General features: G+C 72.7%; 22 protein-coding genes. 10 read left to right on the forward strand and 12 right to left on the reverse strand.

What is annotated here, in order from left to right:
* Positions 1-78 precede the first annotated feature (78 nt).
* The gene (locus tag ACQEVZ_RS47100; protein ID WP_433380707.1) at positions 79-1077 is read left to right on the forward strand and encodes a lysylphosphatidylglycerol synthase domain-containing protein; all 999 of its coding nucleotides are present in this window, start codon (positions 79-81) and stop codon (positions 1075-1077) included.
* 19 nt (positions 1078-1096) lie between these two features.
* On the opposite strand, the gene ACQEVZ_RS47105 is transcribed toward ACQEVZ_RS47100, so the two are convergent.
* The 3 genes from ACQEVZ_RS47105 to ACQEVZ_RS47115 form a co-directional block, all read right to left on the reverse strand.
* The gene (locus ACQEVZ_RS47105) at positions 1097-3250 is read right to left on the reverse strand and encodes a hypothetical protein (protein WP_433380710.1); all 2154 of its coding nucleotides are present in this window, start codon (positions 3248-3250) and stop codon (positions 1097-1099) included.
* A gap of 114 nt (positions 3251-3364) precedes the next feature.
* Positions 3365-4936 carry a hypothetical protein gene (locus ACQEVZ_RS47110; protein WP_433380712.1) on the reverse strand — a complete coding sequence of 524 codons (1572 nt, stop codon included), beginning with the start codon at positions 4934-4936 and terminating at the stop codon, positions 3365-3367.
* Positions 4933-6495, reverse strand: coding sequence for a DUF2079 domain-containing protein (locus tag ACQEVZ_RS47115; RefSeq protein WP_433380715.1), 1563 nt, complete (start codon positions 6493-6495; stop codon positions 4933-4935). The genes ACQEVZ_RS47110 and ACQEVZ_RS47115 overlap by 4 nt, the downstream gene beginning before the upstream one ends.
* A gap of 125 nt (positions 6496-6620) precedes the next feature.
* Here ACQEVZ_RS47115 and ACQEVZ_RS47120 point away from each other — a divergent pair, with 125 nt between their 5' ends.
* Both ACQEVZ_RS47120 and ACQEVZ_RS47125 read left to right on the forward strand, forming a co-directional pair.
* A complete protein-coding gene (locus tag ACQEVZ_RS47120) occupies positions 6621-6935 on the forward strand; it encodes a PadR family transcriptional regulator (protein WP_433380718.1) in 315 nt (104 codons plus the stop codon).
* Positions 6932-7783, forward strand: coding sequence for a hypothetical protein (locus ACQEVZ_RS47125; RefSeq protein ID WP_433380721.1), 852 nt, complete (start codon positions 6932-6934; stop codon positions 7781-7783). The genes ACQEVZ_RS47120 and ACQEVZ_RS47125 overlap by 4 nt, the downstream gene beginning before the upstream one ends.
* A 241-nt stretch (positions 7784-8024) precedes the next feature.
* On the opposite strand, the gene ACQEVZ_RS47130 is transcribed toward ACQEVZ_RS47125, so the two are convergent.
* Complete coding sequence (locus ACQEVZ_RS47130) at positions 8025-8282, reverse strand: nuclear transport factor 2 family protein (RefSeq protein ID WP_433380724.1); 258 nt, start codon at positions 8280-8282, stop codon at positions 8025-8027.
* Here ACQEVZ_RS47130 and ACQEVZ_RS47135 point away from each other — a divergent pair.
* Entirely contained in the window at positions 8211-8750 is a 540-nt protein-coding gene (locus ACQEVZ_RS47135; RefSeq protein WP_433380727.1) for a TetR/AcrR family transcriptional regulator, read from the forward strand. The genes ACQEVZ_RS47130 and ACQEVZ_RS47135 overlap by 72 nt on opposite strands.
* Positions 8751-8762: 12 nt before the next feature.
* Here the strand turns inward: ACQEVZ_RS47135 and ACQEVZ_RS47140 are convergent, their stop codons facing one another.
* From ACQEVZ_RS47140 to ACQEVZ_RS47155, 4 genes are all read right to left on the reverse strand, one after another.
* Entirely contained in the window at positions 8763-9605 is an 843-nt protein-coding gene (locus ACQEVZ_RS47140) for an SCO6745 family protein (protein WP_433380730.1), read from the reverse strand.
* A gap of 497 nt (positions 9606-10102) precedes the next feature.
* Positions 10103-10810, reverse strand: coding sequence for a DUF4386 domain-containing protein (locus ACQEVZ_RS47145; protein ID WP_433380733.1), 708 nt, complete (start codon positions 10808-10810; stop codon positions 10103-10105).
* A 97-nt stretch (positions 10811-10907) separates the two neighbouring features.
* Positions 10908-11132, reverse strand: coding sequence for a helix-turn-helix transcriptional regulator (locus ACQEVZ_RS47150; RefSeq protein WP_433380736.1), 225 nt, complete (start codon positions 11130-11132; stop codon positions 10908-10910).
* Between the two features lie 2 nt (positions 11133-11134).
* Complete coding sequence (locus tag ACQEVZ_RS47155) at positions 11135-11554, reverse strand: hypothetical protein (RefSeq protein ID WP_433380739.1); 420 nt, start codon at positions 11552-11554, stop codon at positions 11135-11137.
* A gap of 262 nt (positions 11555-11816) precedes the next feature.
* On the opposite strand from ACQEVZ_RS47155, the gene ACQEVZ_RS47160 reads away from it, so the two are divergent.
* Positions 11817-13304 carry an arabinofuranosidase catalytic domain-containing protein gene (locus ACQEVZ_RS47160; protein ID WP_433380742.1) on the forward strand — a complete coding sequence of 496 codons (1488 nt, stop codon included), beginning with the start codon at positions 11817-11819 and terminating at the stop codon, positions 13302-13304.
* A gap of 24 nt (positions 13305-13328) precedes the next feature.
* Here ACQEVZ_RS47160 and ACQEVZ_RS47165 read toward each other — a convergent pair whose 3' ends face one another.
* The gene (locus tag ACQEVZ_RS47165; protein WP_433380744.1) at positions 13329-14243 is read right to left on the reverse strand and encodes an SDR family NAD(P)-dependent oxidoreductase; all 915 of its coding nucleotides are present in this window, start codon (positions 14241-14243) and stop codon (positions 13329-13331) included.
* A gap of 142 nt (positions 14244-14385) precedes the next feature.
* Between ACQEVZ_RS47165 and ACQEVZ_RS47170 the strand changes: the two genes are divergently transcribed.
* The 4 genes from ACQEVZ_RS47170 to ACQEVZ_RS47185 all read left to right on the forward strand — a co-directional run bounded on the left by ACQEVZ_RS47170 (position 14386) and on the right by ACQEVZ_RS47185 (position 16724).
* Entirely contained in the window at positions 14386-15189 is an 804-nt protein-coding gene (locus ACQEVZ_RS47170) for a helix-turn-helix transcriptional regulator (RefSeq protein ID WP_433380747.1), read from the forward strand.
* Between the two features lie 25 nt (positions 15190-15214).
* The gene (locus ACQEVZ_RS47175) at positions 15215-15484 is read left to right on the forward strand and encodes a hypothetical protein (protein ID WP_433380750.1); all 270 of its coding nucleotides are present in this window, start codon (positions 15215-15217) and stop codon (positions 15482-15484) included.
* 218 nt (positions 15485-15702) lie between these two features.
* Entirely contained in the window at positions 15703-16278 is a 576-nt protein-coding gene (locus tag ACQEVZ_RS47180; RefSeq protein ID WP_344500570.1) for a TerD family protein, read from the forward strand.
* 188 nt (positions 16279-16466) lie between these two features.
* Complete coding sequence (locus tag ACQEVZ_RS47185) at positions 16467-16724, forward strand: hypothetical protein (RefSeq protein WP_433380754.1); 258 nt, start codon at positions 16467-16469, stop codon at positions 16722-16724.
* 46 nt (positions 16725-16770) lie between these two features.
* On the opposite strand, the gene ACQEVZ_RS47190 is transcribed toward ACQEVZ_RS47185, so the two are convergent.
* The 3 genes from ACQEVZ_RS47190 to ACQEVZ_RS47200 all read right to left on the reverse strand — a co-directional run bounded on the left by ACQEVZ_RS47190 (position 16771) and on the right by ACQEVZ_RS47200 (position 18553).
* Positions 16771-17334, reverse strand: coding sequence for a DedA family protein (locus ACQEVZ_RS47190; protein ID WP_433386107.1), 564 nt, complete (start codon positions 17332-17334; stop codon positions 16771-16773).
* A 38-nt stretch (positions 17335-17372) separates the two neighbouring features.
* Positions 17373-17897, reverse strand: coding sequence for a phosphatase PAP2 family protein (locus ACQEVZ_RS47195; protein ID WP_433380757.1), 525 nt, complete (start codon positions 17895-17897; stop codon positions 17373-17375).
* A 251-nt stretch (positions 17898-18148) separates the two neighbouring features.
* Positions 18149-18553 carry a hypothetical protein gene (locus tag ACQEVZ_RS47200; RefSeq protein WP_433380760.1) on the reverse strand — a complete coding sequence of 135 codons (405 nt, stop codon included), beginning with the start codon at positions 18551-18553 and terminating at the stop codon, positions 18149-18151.
* 326 nt (positions 18554-18879) lie between these two features.
* Between ACQEVZ_RS47200 and ACQEVZ_RS47205 the strand changes: the two genes are divergently transcribed.
* Entirely contained in the window at positions 18880-19524 is a 645-nt protein-coding gene (locus ACQEVZ_RS47205) for a hypothetical protein (RefSeq protein ID WP_433380763.1), read from the forward strand.
* The last annotated feature ends 3 nt before the right edge of the window (positions 19525-19527 follow it).

Here is a 19527-nt window from a genome sequence, read left to right on the forward strand (position 1 = left end):
TCATCGCCCGCGGCGGCCTTGGCGCACGTCAGCGGGGACTCCGGCGGCGGCCCGTCGCCAGGAGGGTAGGCTCGCCCGGTGCCTGATCGCGGAGCCGAAGCCGGGCAGCCACCCGCGAAGGCCGGCACGCGGAGGCGCATCGCGTCACTCGTCGGGCGAGCACTGACCAACCGCTGGACCAAGTGGTCGCTGCTCGGTGTCGCGGTGGTCGGCGGCGGTGTCGCCGTGGCGCGGCAGCGCGCCGACGTCGGCGCCGCGGTCACGCAGATCGGTGCCGGGGCGACCGCCGCCGCGGCCGCGCTCGTCGCCGTCGGGCTCCTGGCCACGATGCAGGTCTGGCGGACGCTGCTGGGCGGGCTCGGGTCGCCGTTGCCGGTCACCACGGCGGCCCGGATCTTCTTCGTCGGGCAGCTCGGCAAGTATCTGCCCGGGTCGATGTGGCCGGTGGTCGCCCAGATGGAGCTCGCCCACGCCCACCAGGTGCCACGCAGCCGCACCGCGACCGCCGCCATCCTGACGATGGCGGTGTCGCTCGGTGCCGGCCTGGTCACCGCCGCGGTCGTGCTCGCGGCGGGTGCCGGGGCGGTGACCGAGCGGTACTGGTGGGCGCTGCTCGGCGTGCCGGTCCTCGGTCTGCTGCTGCGCCCGAAGGTCGTCAACGCCGTCATCGGGATGGCGCTGCGCGTGCTGCGCCGCCCGCCGCTGCCCCAGCCGCTGTCCGGCCGGACGATCGTCGTGTCGCTGGCCTGGGCGGTGGCGTCGTGGCTGCTGCTGGGCGCGCACGCGTGGCTGCTGAGCTGGCCGCTGACCGGCGGTCCGGGCGGGGTCGCGGCGCTGGCGGTCGGCGGTTTCACGCTGGCCTGGTGCCTGGGGTTCCTGGCGGTGATCACGCCCGCCGGGGCCGGTGTCCGCGACGTGCTGCTGGTCGCGATCCTCGGCGCGCAGCTCAGCACCGGCCAGGCGACCGCCGTCGCGGTGCTGTCCCGGGGCCTGCTGACCGCCGGTGACCTCGTCCTGGCCGGCGTGACGGCCGTCGCCGCCTACGTGGCCGGGCGCGACCCCGGCCGGTCACGGTGAGCGACGCGGCGACCTCTCGTCAGGGGCGGACCAGCCAGCACTCCAGCCGCCGCGGGTCGGTCCCGGTCGGGCGCCACGTGAGCACGTGCTGGTCCTCGTGGGTGTCCAGGTAGACGATCCGCTCCAGCGGCAGCCCGTAGGGCAGCAGCGTCAGCGTCGACGACGACATCAGCACCGGCACCTGGCCGGCCGCGCGGATGCCGGCGACGACCTGCTGCATGCGCTCCACCGTCGGGTCCTCCAGGGCCGCCACGGGCAGGCCGCACTGGTTGCGGATCGTGGGTGACCACTGCGTGTCCATCATGACGACCGAATCCGTCGGCCGCAGCGCCCGGCACACCGCGGCTGCGGCGTCCGGCTCGCCCAGCTCGGTGCGGTTCGGCCCGAGCCGCGCGGTGACCACCAACGCCGGTGCGGCGATCGCCAGCAGCACGAGCAGCCGGGCGAGCGCACCCGTCGGCGGCGGCGCGAGCAGGCGGCCGGCCGCACGCCACCCGCCGGTCGCGGCTGCCCGGATGCGGCCGGTCTCGCCCGAGCGGGTCAGCGCGGCAAGGGTCCAGGTGGCGAACAGCGCCACGGCGGGCAGCACCTCGACGACCAGCCGGCGGTCCGCCCACGGATGGTCGGGGGTGATCGCGGGGCGCAGCAGGGAGGCCACCCCGGATCCGCCGTACACCAGCAGGATCGGCAGGAAGCGCCAGCCACGGCCGCGGGTGGCTGCGTACACGACCCCGGCGGCGCCGATCCAGGCCAGCACCAGCACCGGCCAGCCCGTGTACCACGAGACCCAGGACACCGTCTGCTCCGCGTAGCTGCGGGTGCCGTCGACCGGAAGCCCGAACTGCTCCTGATGCGACGCGACGTACTCGATCGTGTTGGCCGCGGTGATGGAGCGGTCGACGTACAGCAGCGGCCGCGCGGCAAGGAGCAGCCCCAGCACGAGGGTGCCGGCCGCCGCGACCGGCGGCACCCAGCGCCACCAGCGCATGGTCCGCACGTCACGGTGCCAGCGGCGCAGGAACAGCGCCAGCGCGGCGGTCACGACGGGCGAGAGCACCAGGACCACGATCATGAGCCGGACCGACGACCAGTTCACCAGCACGTACGGCCAGGTCACGAACCGGCAGTCGATGAACCCCAGGCCGCCGCCGATCACGGCGCCGCCGGCGAACGGCCAGACCCCGCCCCGCCGGCGCAGCCACCACCAGCCGATCGCGGGGATCATGAGGGCGAAGTCCACCCCCATGTCGAGGCGGACCAGCTCACCGGCGGACAGCAGCAGGCCTGACAGCGCCATCGACCAGCCGACGTCCCGGCGGGCCTCGGCGCTCCTCGCCGACGCGCCGGCTTTCCAGGCACCGGCGGCCAGGCACAGCCCGGCGGCGAGCATGAGACACGCCAGCGGTTCGGAGTACGTCGTCTGGCTCACCCGCAGCATCGGCCACGCCGAGCCCAGCAGCAACGCGGCCACCGGCGCCCACCGCGCCCCGAACAGGCGCCCGGCCAGCCCGCCGACGGCGAGCAGGGCCGCGCCACCGACCAGCGCCGGCAGCACGAACATCCCCTGCCAACCGGCGACCCAGTGGGCGGCGGCGAGCATCGTCGGCCAGCCGGTCATGAACTGCGGCACGATCATGCCGTCCTGCACGTAGAAGCCGGGGTGCGCGAACGTCAGTTGCGCCGCCGCGGCCCCGAAGGCGTCGACCGGCACCGGGGTGGTCAGCCCCGGATGGTCGCTCAGCCAGAGCCCGACCTGGGCGTAGGTGCCGGCGTCACGGTGCAGCACCGCCTGCTGGCTGGACCTCACCGCGGCGAACCCGGCGAACCCGACGGCGATCGCCGACGTCGCGACGACCGCCGACCACGGCGCGGTGAACGACCCTGCGCCGCTGCGCCGCGGCAACCGCGTCGCGCACCGCACCAGCGGGATCGCCAGCACCACCGCGGCCGGCACCACGACACCCGGGCGGAAGTGTCCCGTCGCCGCGAGCGGCACCGCGACCAGCAGCCATGCCGTCACCGTCACCGCGGGCACCACCGCCAGCAACAGCAGCAGCCGACCTGCCCGGGCGCTGTCCGCCGACGCGGCGTCGAGCAGACGACGGACTGCGGGGGCACGACGCGAAGGCGGGGCAGCGGGCTGCCCCGGCACGGTCGCCGCGGTAAACGACACGATGAACCAGACTCCACATCCTCGACCGGCACGGACCGCCGCGGCACCCGATGTCCGGGACCGGCGATCCGCCGCGGAGAGCATAGTCGGACCAGCTGGGAACCGACCGGGACGTCAGCGCCCCGTCTGGTGACCGGACGCCTGGAGCACGGTCAGCGTCGCCAGCGGCTCGGGCCCGACCGCGACCTCGTCCACGACGCCGCCGGCCAGGGCCGCCTGCCAGGCGGCCCGTTCGTCGGCATTGACGTGGCTGCGCACGAGCCAGATCCGCCCGCCCGCGCCGGCCAGCCGCTCAGCGGTGGCGACGAGGTCGGCGACCGCGGCCGTGTCACGTCCGGACGCGACGAGGATCCGGCTGCCGTCGGCGTACGAGACGTGCCATCCGGTGGCCATCGGGCCACCACGCCGCAGCAGCGGCGGGTCTTCGGACCAGTAGTACGCGAAGCCGAACTGACCGGACATGTTCACGGCGATCACGTCATCGGGCCGGCGGTGCGACGCGACGTACGCCACCTGGGCACGGACGTCCTCGCCTGGGTCGCCGGGGGCCGGCGGGTGCAGCAGCACGCGGCTGTTCGCCATCGCGTACGCGGACATTGCGGTGACGACCAGGACCGCCGCCACCGCGCTCCATGTCCGTGTCCGTGCCCTTGTCTGTGCCGGCAGGTGGCCGGTCAGGTCGGCCGCCGTCCGCACCAGGCCGGTCCCGGCCACGGCCGCCGCGACGACCAGCAGGAAGTGCGACGTGCGCTGGTCCAGCAGCGGGTACACGCCGGCCAGCGCCGCCGCGACGGCGATCACCGGAACCAGCAGCAGGGCCAGCGCTGTCGCCGGCCGGCCCAGCCGCGCGACCGCCACCACGCCCACCGCCGCCGCGGCGGCCACCAGCTGCCACGGGGCGCCCGACGCCGGCGTCAGCTCCGCCAGCCGGTTGCCCAGGTAGGACGGAAGCCCGCCGACCGTCGGGAAGTACCCCGACCAGTAGCCGGCCAGCGCGTCATTGCGGTTCGGCCGGTCGAGCACCACGTACACGAGCAACGCCGCCACCGCGGTCCCGGCGCTGACCAGGGCGGTGTCCCGCAGCCGGCCCCGACGCTCGCCGACGGCCGACGTGAGCAGGAGCGCGCCGAGCACCGCCGCGCCGATGAGCGCCGCGGGATGGCTGAACAGCATCCCGGCCACCACGCCCGCCCCGACAAGGACCAGGCGGCGCCGGGACCAGGCCGATTCCAGCCACGCGGTCATCGCCAGCAGCAGCAACGCGACCGCACCTTCGGCCGTGTACTGCTTCAGGTCGTGGCGCACCACCTGCGCCGGGATCAGCAGCGTCGCGGCGCCCGCGGACAGCCCGGCGGCGACGGCCCAGCCGCGGCCCGGCCAGCCGAGGAAGCGCCCGAAGGCGTAGCCGGCCAGCACCGAGCCGGCGAGGAACAGCAGCGGGATCAGCCGCTGGAGCTGCCCGCCGCCCGGCACCGACCAGACCAGCAGCGTCCATCCGAGCGGTGTCGACGCCGTCACCCACGGCAGGTCCGCCAGGGGCGCCTTGGCCGCCAGCGCCACCCACGACTCGTCCAGCCAGTAGGGAGCGTCCAGCGCCGGGCCGATCCGGTGCACCACGGGCACGGCCGCCAGCAGCGCACCCACGGCGACGGCATCCGCGCGCCGCGCCGCTCCCGCGTCGGTCACGATCCGCCGCATGGTGGTGCGGGTGGGGCCGTCAGCCGCGGCACCGCGTCCGGGTTGTGCAGCACGACGAAGTCACGTTCCCGGAAGACGACCCGGTAGCCGCTGCCCTGCAGCAGGTCGACCCGCGCGCGCTGGTCGTCGAGGCCGCAGAACGGGAACTGCGGGCGGGCGACGTCGGCGACCACCCACGGGGCCCAGCGGGGGATCCGGTCCCACAGCAGCACCTGGGTGCGGCTGCTCAGGCGCGGGCCGAGGCTGGAGGCGGTCTCCACCAGCGCCCCATCCGGGACCTGCGCGGCCGCGTGCTCCATCGCCCGCATGTCGTCGGTCCACCGCCACTGCGACGGCCGGGCCAGCTGACCGAACGCCGAGCCAGGCAGCGCCAGTACCGCGGCGACGACCACCACGGCCGTCCAGACGGTGCCGGACCGGCGCATCCGCCGGTGCCGCGCGATCCGGGCCGCCCCGTCGACACCCGCGCACAGCAGCGGGACCACCACGAACGCGTTGTAGTGCGCCCCGGTGTCCCACCAGCCCGGCGACTCCGACAGCATCCGCTCGGCGATCAGCGGCAGCGTCACCGCCAGATACGGTGAGACCAGCGGCGTCAGTCCGGCGACCGCCAGCAGCATCAGCATCGTGTGCGTCTTCGTCGCCGGGTTGAAGAAGGTGTACAGCGCATCGCCCGGCTGGCTGACCACGTGCCACAGCACGGCCGGGACGGTCGGCCCGAAGTGGTCGTACGACCAGTAGTAGTCGGACCGGCCGCCGAACGCGGGGATGACGACCTGGGTGGCCAGGACCGTGTACGCCGGCCCGCCGAGGAGGCAGCCGAGCCCGAGAAGCACGTCACCGCGCCGCCGCGGCCGGCCGCGCTGAGGCAGCAGCGGGGGCAGCAGCAGGCACACCCCCACCCCGGCCAGCGCCAGCCCCATGTCCTCCTTCACGAGCGGCAGCGCCGCGCAGGCCAGCGCCACGTGCCGGCGCCGCCCGCAGCCGTGCCGGTAGGCGGACAGCTGGTCGAACAGCACGGCGAACAGCAGCGGGGCGAACGCGACCTCGTGGAAGTCGAACCCGACGGCACCCGCCACCGGCCACGACAGCGCATACGCCACCGCCACCCCGTAGGCGGCCGTGACACCCAGCTCACGGTGCGTGAACCGCCACAGCGGCACGACCGCGCCGGCCAGCAGCACGGCCTGCGCCACCAGCAGCGTGCGAGGGTCGTCGTACACCAGGTACAGGGGGGCGAGCAGCACCAGCAGCGGCGACACGTGGTCACCGAGCACGCTGAAGTGCGGCCCGAACCCGTTGTGCACGCCCTTGACGATCGCCACCGGTAGATGCCCCTGGGCGTAGGAGCGCACCGCCTGGTCGAAGATCACCAGGTCGTACGTGGACGAGCGCCACGTGCGGAACCGGTTGAGGGCGAGCACCGAGTAGCACAGCGCCGCCGCGACCACGATCGCGGCGACGGCGACGTGGTGCGCCGACCCGGTTGCCCGCCGTGCCGGGACCACGGCGTCGCTGACCGCCGTGACCGCCCCGGAGCTGGTCACGGTCGCATCAGCCCGGCCACCGTCATGGCGGCCAGCGTAGCGCCCGCGCTTCCGCCCGCCGGCGTGGAGTTGACGGCCGCTACTACGTCCTGCGATGCTACGTCCCACGTAGTAGTGGAGGTGGCATGTCCGGACTCACCGAGTTCGGCCGGTTCTCAGAACCGGCGTTGCTCGTGCTCGTCAGCCTCGCCGAAGGTCCCAAACACGGGTATGCGATGCAGGACGACATCGCCGCCATCACCGGCGACCGCCCCGGCCCCGGCACGCTGTACGGGGCGATCCGTCGCCTCGAGGACCTGGCGCTGATCGAGGCCCTGCCGGAGCGCGAGCGCCGCAAGCCCTACCAGCTCACCGCCGACGGCCGGGCCGCGCTGCAGGCGGAGCTGTCGCGCATGCGGGCCGTCGCCGGCACCGGCCTGCGCCGGTTGGCCCTGTCGTGAACCGCGCGGTCCGGCTGGTCATCGCCCTGTACCCGCGCCACTTCCGGGACCGGTACGGCCCGGAGATCGCCGACCTGCTCAGCCACTCCCAGCGGCCGCTGCGCGACCTGGCCGACGTGGCACGCTGCGCGCTCGCCGAACGCGTGCGGGCACTCACGTACGCCCGGCTGCGCCCCTACGTGCACGCGACCACCGGCCTGATCGCCGCCCCCGTGGCCTTCGCCGGCGCCTTCCTCGTCTTCTACACCCTCTGCGCGTGGCTGTTCGCGGCCGTCGCCGCCGTCGCCGGCGCATCGCTCACCGCCGGTTCCGCGCGCCTCGTGCCGGCCGCAGCGGCCCTGCCGGTCGCCGCCGGTGCGGTCTGGCTGGCCGGGCACGCACGGCTGCCGTTCACGTCGGCGCTCGCACCGGCCGGGCTGACCCTCGGCGCCCTGCCGGTGATGCTGCTCGTCACCCACCTCGGCAGCTGGCCCGTGACCGCCGCCGTCGGCACCTGGGGCCTGACGACCTGCGCACTGTCCACAGTGGCCACCGTCCTGACCCGCCGGGGACAACGCCGCCGCGCGGTGCTCACGATGGCGTTCGGCGGCCTCCTGGCCTGCGAGCTGGCGGTCGCCGTGTACGGCCTGACGGTGTTCGGCTCGATGGGCATGGCGGTCGCCGCCTACCCGGTCACCTCGCTCGGCATCGACCCGTCCCTGATGGGCGACCCGTCCGGCCGCATGGCCGACGCGATGACGATCCTGCCCGCGCTGCTCACCGCCTGCACCGCCTACGCCCTCGGCCTGGCCACCACCACCCGACCCGACACCTCGACGCCCGCTCCGACACCGCAGGAAGCCGCCTGAGCCACACCACCCCGACGCCCCGATCGCCAGGGCTCCGTCACTCGTTGCGACTGTCCACTGCCGCGCGGCATCAGCGATAGATGAGGATCGCGCTGATCATGCGATGACGGCGAACAGCCTCGCCACGACCTCCTCGGGCTCGCCGAAGCCGGCTGCGCTGCGATACGTGCCACGAGCGCGGAAGTTGGACCGCACCGGCTCCATCTGCGCTTCGTACCTCGGCAGCGCCCGGAGGGCATCGTCATGGTTTCAGGGGGACGCGGCGGGGGCGGACGACCCGGTGCGTGATCCTCCAGCCGTCGTCGCCGTGTCTGAGGGTGTCCTCGTAGGTTCCGCTCGCGACGGACCCGTCCGTCATGACGCCGAGGTACTTGGACAGGGCCTGGACCGTCCCGTCCGGCGCTTCGTCGAGGACGATGTTCGTGACGTGGTGGGCCAAGGGGTTCGCCTCGCCGAGCGCGAGTGCGGCGTCCCGCGCGCCGGCCAGCCCGGCGAGCACGCCGCCGCCGAGGGCGTCGCCCGGCGCGCCGGCGTCGGCAACGCGACGCTGTACCGGCACTTCCCCACCCGCGCCGAGCTGCTCGCCGCCCTGTACACCGACGAGGTCGCGGCGCTGTGTGACCACGGCAACCAACTCCTCGCCGCCCCCGCACCGGTCGAGGCGCTCTTCACCTGGCTCGACGCGTTCGTCGCCCACGTGGCGACCAAGCGCCCGCTCGCCCTGGCGGCCACCGATGTCCCGGACGGCCGCCGCACACCGATGTTCGAGGAGTGGCACGCCGCCATCACCACCACGGCCACCGCCCTGGTACGGCGCGCTCAACCGGCGCTCCGGCCGGACATCACCGCCACCGACGTGCTGGCCCTCGCCAGTGGCGCGGCACTCACCACCGACGCCCAGAACGCACGCCGCCTGGTTGCGGTGCTCCGTGACGGTCTGACCGCCCGGCACGACAACGACGGGTGAGCGCTGCGCCGGCTATCGCGAGCCGGCGGCGTCGAGCACCGCGACGATGGGCTCGAGGTCGGCGATGAGCTGGTCGCGCTCGCCCGGCTCCAGGATGGCCAACGCCGCCGAGGCGAGGTCGTCGGTGACCGCCTCGATCTGCTGCTTCGTCTCGCGGCCGGCCTCGCTGAGCGAGCCGGAGTCGTCGATGAGGCCACGAACGCGCATCCCGTCCACAACCGCGGCCAGCTGGTCCGCGGGCAGGTGGTGGACCCTGCCGTACTTCTCCGCAGGGATGCCCTCGGACAGCGCGTGCAGCACGTGGGCCTCCGTCCCGCCGATGCCGGCGGCGACCAGGGCGGCGTTGTGACCGTCCCCGCGGTGCTCGCGCAGCAGGGTGGCCGCGTGCCAGAGCCGGGCCACGGGCTCCTCGGGCACCGGCAGCGTCCGCAGCGCGGCGTACAGGACCCGTCCTTCCGTCGGGGCGCTGGTCGCTGCCTTGGTGGCCAGGTCGGCGGCGCGCACGACCGTGTCGGAGTCGGCGAGATCGCCGAGGATCCGCCGTAGCGCCGCGGCGCTGCCCTGCCGGCGGGCGGCGGCCGCCTTCTCGGGAGTCGTGATGTCCCAGACGTGCGGGATGTGGCGGGCGACCTCGCCGGCGGCGAAGTTGTAGAAGACGGCGTCGACCACCTCGGCCGGGACCCGGCCCAGCGGCGCGGCCCGCCCGGCGAAGTAGGCGTCCCAGGTGTTGCGGAGCCCGAGCGCGAAGAGGGCGACGTCCGGCTCGTCAGCGAAGTACGTGACCAGGTGGATCGGCTCCACGAGCCGGTGCAGGCGGCGGGCGGTGTCGCCGGCCACGGGAACCAAGGACTGCATCCGGAACATCTCCTGTGATCGAGAACGGCGACCCCGCGATCGGGGCCACTCACCTCTGCTACGAACGACCCCACCGCGATCCGACAGCACCTCCCGAACAATCTGCAAAATCCTTCGGGCACACCCTGCAGAGGCCGTCCCCGCAGGCTGGCGGATAGCCTTCCTCGCAGGCAGGTGGGATTTCGGGTGCTGTCCTCGTCCTGGCAGACGACGGTCCCGTCAGTTGTTCGGCCCCATTCGGCAGGGAAGGCCGACACGAGACCCTCCGCGATCGTCGCGACCCGGCCGGTCACACCGACGACCTGTCGCGCTTCGGTCAGCCGTACGGTGGCCTCGGTGGTCGCGGTGCCGAGGATCGAGGCGAGCAGCAGCAGCGCCGCGGCCCGCCCGGTCGGCGTGGGTTGCCGATCGGCGACCGCGACCAGGGCGCCTCCGCCGAGCTCGATCGGGAAGACCGGCCGGGCGGAGGCCGTACACCACCGCGTCTGGTCAGGTCTTCAGGTCGCCGCCGGGGTCGGGGTGGGGACGGCTGGCGGCGCTTCGGCCAGGGCCTGCCGGCGGACGCCGCGGATGAGCAGGTAGCCGACCATCCAGAACTCGCCGATGGACGCGGGATACGCGAGTGCCTCGGCGACGACCTGTGCGTCCGGGGCGAGGTACCTGATGAACGCGCTGAGCACGTATCCGGCACCGCCACCGACGAGGACCCAGCCCAGGGCGCGGGGCATCCAGCCCGATCGCAGCACGCACCAGCCCATGGGGATGAGCCACAGGCCGAAGAACAGGGCTCCCACGCCCCACAGGTTGTCGCTGACCAGGTACAGCACCTGGACGTTGGCCGCCGCGTCGCCGACCGGGTCGGACGACACCCCGACCGCCGTGGCCAGCATCGCCGCGCTCGCGAGGCCCACGACCGCGTTGACCAGGCCGAAGGCGGCGATCCCGCTCGCGGCGACGGGGTCCGCGGTGCGGAACAGGCGGGCGAACCAGACGGCGGCGAGGGTCTGGGTGACGACCATGCCCAGCTCCAGGGCGACGCCGGCGCGGGCGAGCGACTCGTGCGCGACCAGGTTGGCCAGCGTCGCGCCGGGGTCGTCGGCGGCGAAGAGCTGTGGGCGGACGATGAGGAACCCGAGTATGCCGGTGATGGCGTTGCCGAGGTAGAACAGTCCGGTCAGGCGGGCGGTACGGGTCAACGCGTGCATCGTGGCTCCTTCTCGATCCGGGCGAGGCCCTTGGTTTCGGGTGCGTGGAACCGGGCCGCGAGATGGTTACCTCGCGCGCCGTGTCACGTTGTGGGGTCTATTCCTGGGTGTCGGAATATCCGAAGACGTCGTCGAGCGGCACCTGGAACACCCGCGCGATCTGGAAGGCCACCTCCAACGACGGCGAGTAGCGACCCTGCTCGATGGCGATGACGGTCTGGCGGGTCACGCCGATGCGGTCGGCCAGCTCCGCCTGGGTCATCTCCCCGTGCGCGAAGCGCAGCGCCCGGATCGAGTTGGTGACCCTGGTCGGCTTGCCCACGGCTACCAGCCCCGCCGGTACGCGACGATCTTCACCGCCGCCGAGGCCAGCGCCGCCAGGACGAACGCCAGATAGAGCGCATGGGCGATCCAGAAGTGCTCGACCTCCGCCATCGCCAGGACCAGCGGCACAATCGCGGCGACGCTCATGACGTAGAACCCGACGTACTCACCCCGCCGGTTGATCTCCCGATCGCGCTCGTCGGTCCTGCCCGCATCCTTGGGCGAGACCATGGCGGCCACGATGGCCAGGACGATGCCCGCCCCGATCCCGACGCCGATCGCGGTGAGCATCGGCCCCACGTACGCGATCCCCGCCACGTCCGCGCCAGGAACCTTGGACAGGACGCTCGCCAGGTAGACGACCGGGACGACGACACCGACCACGGCGGAGATCCAGGTGCGCTTCTCCTCGGAGGACATGCCCCGCTCCCATGTTAAGAAAACTTGACATCTCGAAAGTAAAACGGACCTGACATGATGTCAAGAATCTTTGACACGACCGGGCGCAGACCGGCGGACCCCGCGCGGCCGCGCCGACGGCGTCCCCACTTGACATCGTCAATGTGAGCGATAACACTCACCCTCGAAACGCCAGGGGCCCCTGTGTCGGATTCGAATGTGATCGCTCACATGAAGGCAGCGTCCGCCAGTACAGCTGCCGACACCCCGGGAAAGGCGCACCATGCATCTCAGGTCTCTGCGGCGCACGGCACTCGCCGCCGCCGCTGCCACGGCGATCGTCGCCGCGGCGCTGGTCGCACTGTCGACCACGGTCGCGCAGGCGGCCGGCACGGGCCCCTGCGACATCTACGCCGGCGGCGGCACCCCCTGCGTCGCCGCGCACAGCACCACCCGAGCGCTGTTCGGCTCCTACAGCGGCTCGCTGTACCAGGTGCGGCGCTGGTCCGACGGCGCGACGTCGAACATCGGCGTGCTCAGCGCCGGCGGCTACGCCAACGCCGCCGCGCAGGACTCGTTCTGCAACGGCACGTACTGCACGATCGTGCGCATCTACGACCAGACGTCGCGGCACAACGACCTCACGATCGCCCCCGGCGGCGGCGCCAACCCGACCGCCGACCAGGGCGCGAACGCGGCGGCGCTGCCCATCACCGCCGGCGGGCACAAGGTGTACGGCGTGTACATCTCGGCCGGCAACGGGTACCGCAACAACAACACCAACGGCGTCGCCACCGGCAGCCAGCCCGAGGGCATGTACATGGTGACCGAGGGCACCCACGTCAACGACCGGTGCTGCTTCGACTACGGCAACGCCGAGACGAACAATCTCGACACCGGCAACGGCGACATGGACGCCATCTACTTCGGCAACCTGTGCTGGTTCTCCCCCTGCTCGGCCGGGCCGCGGGTCGCTGCGGACCTGGAGAACGGGCTCTTCGCCGGCGGCAACGGGTCCTGGACGGCCAACACCGGCCGCAACAGCGCGTTCGTGACCGCGATGCTGAAGAACAACGGCACCACGACGTACGCCATCAAGGACGGCAACGCGCAGTCCGGCAGCCTCGCCACACGGTACGACGGCGGCCTGCCGACCCAGTCCGGTTACCGCCCGATGACCAAGCAGGGCGCCATCATCCTGGGCATCGGCGGCGACAACAGCAACGGCTCCGTCGGCTCGTTCTTCGAGGGCGTCATGACCAGCGGCTACCCGAGCGACGCCACGGAGAACTCGGTCCAGTCCAACATCGTCGCCGTCGGGTACAGCAAGAGCGTCACGTTCCCCGTCAACGGCGCCACGTACCGGCTGACGAACCTCGCCAGCGGCAAGGTCCTCGACGCGGTCAACTGCGGCACCGCCAACGGCACGCAGATCGACGTGTGGCAGGCACTGGGCAACACCTGCCAGCAGTGGCGCTTCAACAGCGTCGGCCCCAACAAGTGGACGATCACCAACGTCAACGCCAACAAGGTCCTCGACGCCGTCAACTGCGGCCTGGCGCTCGGCACCGCCACCAACCTGTGGCAGTCGCTGGGCAACACCTGCCAGCAGTGGGCGGTCATCCCGGCCGGCAACGGCCGCTACGAGCTCGTCGTCGAGAACAGCGGCATGGTCCTCGACGACCAGAACTGCGGCACCGCCAACGGCACCAAGGTGCAGCTGTGGATGTGGCTCAACAACACCTGCCAGCTCTGGCAGATCGCGGCGTAACGCACGCGGTGGGTGGCGCGGTCGTCAGACGGCCGCGCCGCTCGCGGCGAGCAGCTCCGCGGTGGCGATCCACAGGCGGCGCTCCCGCTCGCGGTCGTGGGCGACCGGGCGGACCTCGGTCAGCCGGTCCTTCACCACGAACGCGCCGTCACGCAGGCGCGCCCACCGCTCGTCCAGCGCCACGGAGGCGAGCATCGGGCCGGAGCGGCGCGGGGTGGACACGAACGGCAGGCGGCCCAGCCCGCGACCGATCGCCTGCAGCGCCCGCGGGGCCCCGCGGCTCAGGGCGGTGCCGGGCATCCAGCCGGGCTCGAACACCGACACAGCCACCCCCGGGGCGTGCCGTTGCAGCTCGTGGGCGTAGTACAGGATCGCCAGCTTGGCGGTGCTGTAGGCGACTCCCGACGCGGTCATGTCCGGCTTCGCGCCGGCGGGCGCCGGCCGGGCGAGCTCCACGGGGTCGCGCCACCGCGCCTCCGGCACCCCGAGCACCCGGCGCCAGAAGTTGACGCTGTACGTGTTGGAGCCGAGCAGCACGATCCGGGCCGGCTCCGCCGGCGAGCCGAGCAGGTCCGCGATGAGCTGGGCGTGCGCGAGGTGGTTCACGGCGAAGGTCAGCTCGTAGCCGTCGGCGGACGCGGCCCGCGTGTCGGCCGACATGTGGCCCGCGTTGGCGATCAGCGCGCCGATGGGGCGCACCGTCCCGGCGGCGACGAGGTGCCGGACGGTGGCAGCCGCTGCCCGTACATCGGCCAACCGCGACAGGTCGCAGCCGATCTCATGGACGGTGGCGCCACGCGCCCGCGCCTCGTCGGCGACCTCGCGCAGCGCGGGCCCGGCCCGGCCGACCAGCAGGAGCTCGGCGCCCGGCCGGTCGGCCACGGCGAGGGTGGTGGCGCGGCCCAGACCTCGGGTCGGGCCGGTGATGAGCGTTGTCATGCTCCGAGCGTGACCGCCCGCAACGCCGTCAGGCAGTCGTCGCGTTGTCGTAGGACTGCCAGGGCCAGGACACGCCCGCCGGCCTCGGTGGAGACTGGGCGGGTGGAGCAGTGGGAGTTCGGCCGGGCGGTGCGCCGCTGGCGTGACCGGGTCGCGCCGGAGACCGCCGGTCGGCCGGCGCCGCCGCGCCGCGGGACTGCGCCGCGAGGAGCTCGCCGGGCTCGCCGGGATCTCCGCGGACTACCTGACCCGGCTGGAGCAGGGGCGGGCGACGGCGCCGTCGGCACAGGTGGTGCAGGCCCTCGCGCGGGCGCTGCGCCTGTCCGGTCCCGACCGGGACCTGCTCTACCGGCTCGCCGGCCACGCCCCGCCCGGCGCCGACGTCGTGCCGTCGCACATCCCGCCGAGCGTGCAGCGGCTGCTCGACCGGCTCGCGCACACCCCGGTCGTCGTGTACGACGCCACCTGGACGCTGGTGGTCGCGAACGCCCCGTACGACGCGCTCATGGGCGAGACGTCGGGCTGGCACGGCCTGGAACGCAACGCCGTCTGGCGCAACCTCGCCGGCTTCCCGACCCGTGTCGTCCACACCGCGCAGGAGCAGGCCCGTCACACGGCGCTGCTGGTGGCGGACCTGCGCCAGACCGCGTCGCGGTATCCGGCGGACCGTTCGCTGCGCCGGCTGATCGACGACCTCGCGGCCTCGAGCCCGCGCTTCACCGAGCTGTGGGAGGGCGCGGCGCCCGCACCCCCGTCGGAGCCGTCGCGGCACAAGACCGTCGAGCACCCGGCCGTCGGCCGGATCACCCTGGACTGCGACACGCTCGTCGTCACCGCCGACGACCTGCGCATCACCGTCTACACGGCCGAGCCGGGCACCGACGACGCCGACCGGCTCGCCCTCGCCGTCGTGCTCGGCACGCAGACCCTGACCGGTTCCGCGTGACGGCGCTTCGATGGACAATGCCGCCATGCAGGTTTACCGGGGTGTGTCGGCGTTCCACCTGACGGCGGTCAACGAGGGCGTCGACGTGGTCGAGCAGGCGCTGCTGGCCGCCGGAATGACGTTCACCCGGACCGTGGTGACCGTCGGCTGGCCGGGCGGCCGCGGCGAGGGCGCCGAGTTCGTCTTCGTGCTGCCCGGCACCAACCAGCGCCCCGGCCTCGACCTCGTCCAGCACCTGCGGTCCACCGGCATGTGGCTGCTGATTCGTAAGGTCGACGGCGCGACGCCAGGGTGACGATGCAAAAATTGGCCGTGTCTCGTCGTGACTCACAGCGAACGTCCAGGGTCGCGGAGCATGATGGACCGGCGAGCGGTGACTGCATCCTCGCTGGGGGGTCTGTGCTGCACCCGGCCTGGCCGGCGTCGCAGGACAGTTCGGCGTCACCTGTAGCACCGTCTGCAAACGTCAGCCGGCGCGGACCGCACTCGTGCCGGCATCGATCTGGAGGATTCATGGGAGTCAGCCTCAGCAAGGGCGGCAATGTCAGTCTGACCAAGGCCGCGCCCGGCCTGGCCGCGGTCAACGTGGGTCTGGGCTGGGACGTGCGCACCACCACCGGCGCGGACTTCGACCTGGACGCCAGCGCGCTGCTCGTGGGCGCGGACGGCAAGGTCCTGTCCGACCAGCACTTCGTGTTCTTCAACAACCTCAAGTCGCCCGACGGCACAGTCGAGCACACCGGTGACAACCTGACCGGTGAGGGCGAGGGTGACGACGAGATGATCAAGGTGAACCTCGCCGGGGTCGCCCCCGAGGTTGACAAGATCGTCTTCCCGGTGTCCATCCACGACGCCGACGCCCGCAATCAGTCCTTCGGGCAGGTCACCAACGCGTTCATCCGGGTGGTCAACTCCGCCGACAACAACGAGCTGGCCCGGTACGACCTGAGCGAGGACTACTCGACGGAGACCGCGCTGGTCTTCGGCGAGCTGTACCGCAACGGCGGCGAGTGGAAGTTCCGCGCCGTCGGGCAGGGCTACGCGTCCGGCCTGGCCGGCATCGCGAAGGACTACGGCGTCAACGTGTAACCAGGCGTCACCAGACCGGCGGGCCCCTCCGATCCTGGATGGGCCCGCCGCGCTGTGCGTGAGCTGGGCTGAGCTACGACGCCGTCGCCAAGCTGGCCAGTGAGCGGCTGACGAAGGACCCGAACTGCCCGATCGGCAAGTGGGACGACAACTCCACCGGCCTCGACGAGGCCTTCAGGGCCGACGGCGTGTTCTTCAAGCAGTTCGACTGCTACAAGACCGCCGACGAGCTGCTGCCCAACCGGATCCAGCAGGTCATCTTCGTCGAGTTCAAGACGCCGGAGCGCGCCGTGGCGTACGCGGACGACCAGTCGTCGCTGTACCCGTCGCTCGTGGCCGGCACGAAGGTCGTCGTCGCCGGGAGCGGCCTGGAGACCATCGACATGAAGGCCTTCCTGGCCGAGGCGCAGAAGGGTCCCGGCGGCGCCGGCAAGATCGTCGGCTGAGCCGGCGGGGCGCGGACGTGCGTTCAGGACGGTGGTGCCGGACCGCTCACCGCCGGCGCGAACGGGCCCGCAGGAGCTCGACGCCGATCGGCACCACCGACAGCACGACGACGCCGATGAGGATCAGCTCGATGTTGGACTTCACGAACGCGATCTGCCCCAGGAAGTAGCCCAGCACCGTGACGCCGGTGCCCCACAGCGCGCCGCCGACGGCGTTGTACAACACGAACGTGCGGTAGTGCATGCCGCTGGTGCCGGCGACGATCGGGGTGAACGTCCGCACCACCGGCACGAAGCGGGCCAGGACGATCGACCGGGCACCGTACCGGGCGAAGAACTCCTGCGCCTTGGCGAGGTGCTCCTGCTTGAACAGCCTCGAGTTCGGCCGCCGGAACAGCGCGGAGCCGACCCGCCGGCCGAACAGGTAGCCGAACTGGTCACCGGCGAACGCGGCGACCGACACCAGCAGGCACACCAGCCACAGCGGCTGGTGCAGGTAGCGGCCGTCGGCGACGAGCAGCCCGGTGGTGAACAGCAGTGAGTCGCCGGGCAGGAAGAACCCGATCAGCAGGCCGGACTCGGCGAAGACGATCGCCAAGACGCCGAGCATCCCGAAGGTGGAGATGAGCCATTCGGGGTCCAGGAACTTCACGCGGTCTTCCTTACGACGGTTGCGGCCGGAGCTGATGCGACGAGGGCGACCGCCGCGGTGGCGATGCCGAGTGCGGCGAGGATGTCGCCCGGGTAGTGCACGCCTACCCAGATCCGGGCCACCCCGACCGCGACTGCCGCGACCAGCAGGGCGACGCCCGCGCCGCGGTGCAGGAACACCCCGACGGCCAGAGCGATCGCGAATGCGGCGGTGGCGTGGTCGCTGGGCAGTGACACCCCGCCGGCGTGCGCGACGAGCTGGTGCACCTGGTGCGTCTGGAACGGGCGCAGCTGCCCGTTCAGGTGGTTCAGCAGCTGCGCGCCGAGAAACGCCACCAGCAGCGCGGCGAACACGTAGGCGACCTGGCCGCGCCGGCCGCCCCGCAGCGCCCACACGACGACCGCGGCGAACGCCGCGAACACGACGTAGATGAACGGGCCGGCGAGGAACTCCATGATGTCGTCGACCCCGTCGACCCGGCCGGCGTGGTCGTTGATCAGCTGGAACAGTCGGTAGTTCATCCTGGCCAAGGTAGGGATCCGAACCTGAGAATCCGATGAAGGCGCCGCCGGCCGTCACGGGCGCGCGACGACCGCGGTGCGCGGCGCGGGCCGGAAGAACAGGGCGAGCATGACGCCCCCGAACAGCAGCCAGGCGGTGACCTCCAGGACGCAGACCGTTCCCACGAGCCGCTCCGAGCGTAGGCTTACCTAACGCCGCCAATCTCCTACATGTTGTAGGAATACGCAAGCGGAGCGACCGTGGCGGCCACTCAGGGCGTCGGGCCGGCGGTCGGGGACGCGCCGGCAGGGGGCACGGACGGGGAGGCGGTGGCCACCGGCCCGTCGTCGTCGCGTTCCCCGCCTTCGTCCCGGTCGGCCTGTTCGCCGCGGTCCCGGCGGTCGCCGTGGTCGGCGTGCTCCCCGTGCCGGTCGCCGCCCTCGCCGTGCAGGCCGACGATCGCGGCTCCGGCGACCGCGCCCAGGGCGGCACAGGGAACCACCGCCAGGACCAAGGTTGCCGCGACGGCCATCACTGCGGCACGGCCGGGCGTGGCGACGAACCCCGACCACCGGGACCGCGTCGTCGCTGAGGCCGGCGCAGGGCCGGGCCACAGAGGTTGGCCGTTCTCGATCTCGGGCAGGTCCGGAGCTGCGGATTCGTGTTCAGCGCTCATGGCCGGCGAAGGTAGGGCGGCGAACCTGAGAATTCGATGAACGGCGTGCTCAGCGCAGCTGGAGCGGAGCGCGTCCGGCGGACTCGCCGAGCGGCGGCAGCCCGTAGCACTGCTGGACGGTGCGCAGGATCGAGTAGTGGTCCTGCTGTGGCCGATGACGGCGTCGTACCGCTTGTTCTCGATCACCACGATCACCACATGGTCGGCGGCCCGGGACCGGCCGCGGGCCGGTCGTCACCGGCGTCCTGCTGGGCCTGGCCGTCGACGCCAAACCGTGGGCCCTGCCGTTCGGCTGCGTCCTGCTCCTGCTCGGCAACCGGCGGGCGGTGCTGACCGGCGCGGCGGGCATGGCCACAGTGGTCGCCGCGGCGTGGCTGCCGTTCTTCCTCGCCGACCCGGGGACCAGCAACGCCCTGCGCTTCACCATCGCCGACACCGAGCTGTCGGCGCTGCGGGTGCTCGGCGTCCACGACGCCAGGACGCCGCCGCTGACGCTCGCCTACGTCGTGGCGTGCGCGGCCCTGCTGCCCACCCGTTCGGGTGCGGGCGCTTTCAGCGACCGTTCAGGTCCCACCTGTGAGGCTCCCGTCATGAAGGTCGCCCGCCGTACGGCGAACAAGGTGCCCGAAGTCACCGTCTACTTCTGGATCATCAAGGTCCTGGCCGCCACGGTGGGCGAGACCGCCGCCGACCTGCTCAACATGAACCGGCTGCGCGCTCTGGGTCCGGTCCCGGCGTTCTGGGCCGCGTACGTGCTGACCCGACCGCTCGGCGCGTCGCTCGGCGACCGGCTTTCGCAGTCCCGTGACGCCGGCGGTCTGGGCCTGGGTACGGTCGGACCGAGCGTGGTGTTCCTGCTCGCGTCGGTCCTGCTCGTCGTCCACCTGACCCGCAGCCGGGTGGACGTCGTCGACGAACGGGCCGGCGGGCCCGGCGAGCCGGTCCCAATCAACGCCCGGACCTACCCCTAGGAG

Source organism: Dactylosporangium sp. CA-152071, from assembly GCF_050936335.1.
GTDB classification, from domain to species: Bacteria; Actinomycetota; Actinomycetes; order Mycobacteriales; family Micromonosporaceae; genus Dactylosporangium; species Dactylosporangium maewongense.

Excerpts from the sequence above, each read along its gene's own strand:
- ACQEVZ_RS47165 (WP_433380744.1), bottom strand. The coding sequence starts at position 14,243 with ATGACAACGCTCATCACCGGCCCGACCCGAGGTCTGGGCCGCGCCACC.
- ACQEVZ_RS47145 (WP_433380733.1), bottom strand. The coding sequence starts at position 10,810 with ATGCACGCGTTGACCCGTACCGCCCGCCTGACCGGACTGTTCTACCTC.
- ACQEVZ_RS47120 (WP_433380718.1), top strand. The coding sequence starts at position 6,621 with ATGTCCGGACTCACCGAGTTCGGCCGGTTCTCAGAACCGGCGTTGCTC.
- ACQEVZ_RS47200 (WP_433380760.1), bottom strand. The coding sequence starts at position 18,553 with ATGAGCGCTGAACACGAATCCGCAGCTCCGGACCTGCCCGAGATCGAG.
- ACQEVZ_RS47180 (WP_344500570.1), top strand. The coding sequence starts at position 15,703 with ATGGGAGTCAGCCTCAGCAAGGGCGGCAATGTCAGTCTGACCAAGGCC.
- ACQEVZ_RS47190 (WP_433386107.1), bottom strand. The coding sequence starts at position 17,334 with ATGCTCGGCGTCTTGGCGATCGTCTTCGCCGAGTCCGGCCTGCTGATC.
- ACQEVZ_RS47195 (WP_433380757.1), bottom strand. The coding sequence starts at position 17,897 with ATGAACTACCGACTGTTCCAGCTGATCAACGACCACGCCGGCCGGGTC.
- ACQEVZ_RS47155 (WP_433380739.1), bottom strand. The coding sequence starts at position 11,554 with ATGTCCTCCGAGGAGAAGCGCACCTGGATCTCCGCCGTGGTCGGTGTC.
- ACQEVZ_RS47175 (WP_433380750.1), top strand. The coding sequence starts at position 15,215 with ATGCAGGTTTACCGGGGTGTGTCGGCGTTCCACCTGACGGCGGTCAAC.
- ACQEVZ_RS47140 (WP_433380730.1), bottom strand. The coding sequence starts at position 9,605 with ATGCAGTCCTTGGTTCCCGTGGCCGGCGACACCGCCCGCCGCCTGCAC.
- ACQEVZ_RS47160 (WP_433380742.1), top strand. The coding sequence starts at position 11,817 with ATGCATCTCAGGTCTCTGCGGCGCACGGCACTCGCCGCCGCCGCTGCC.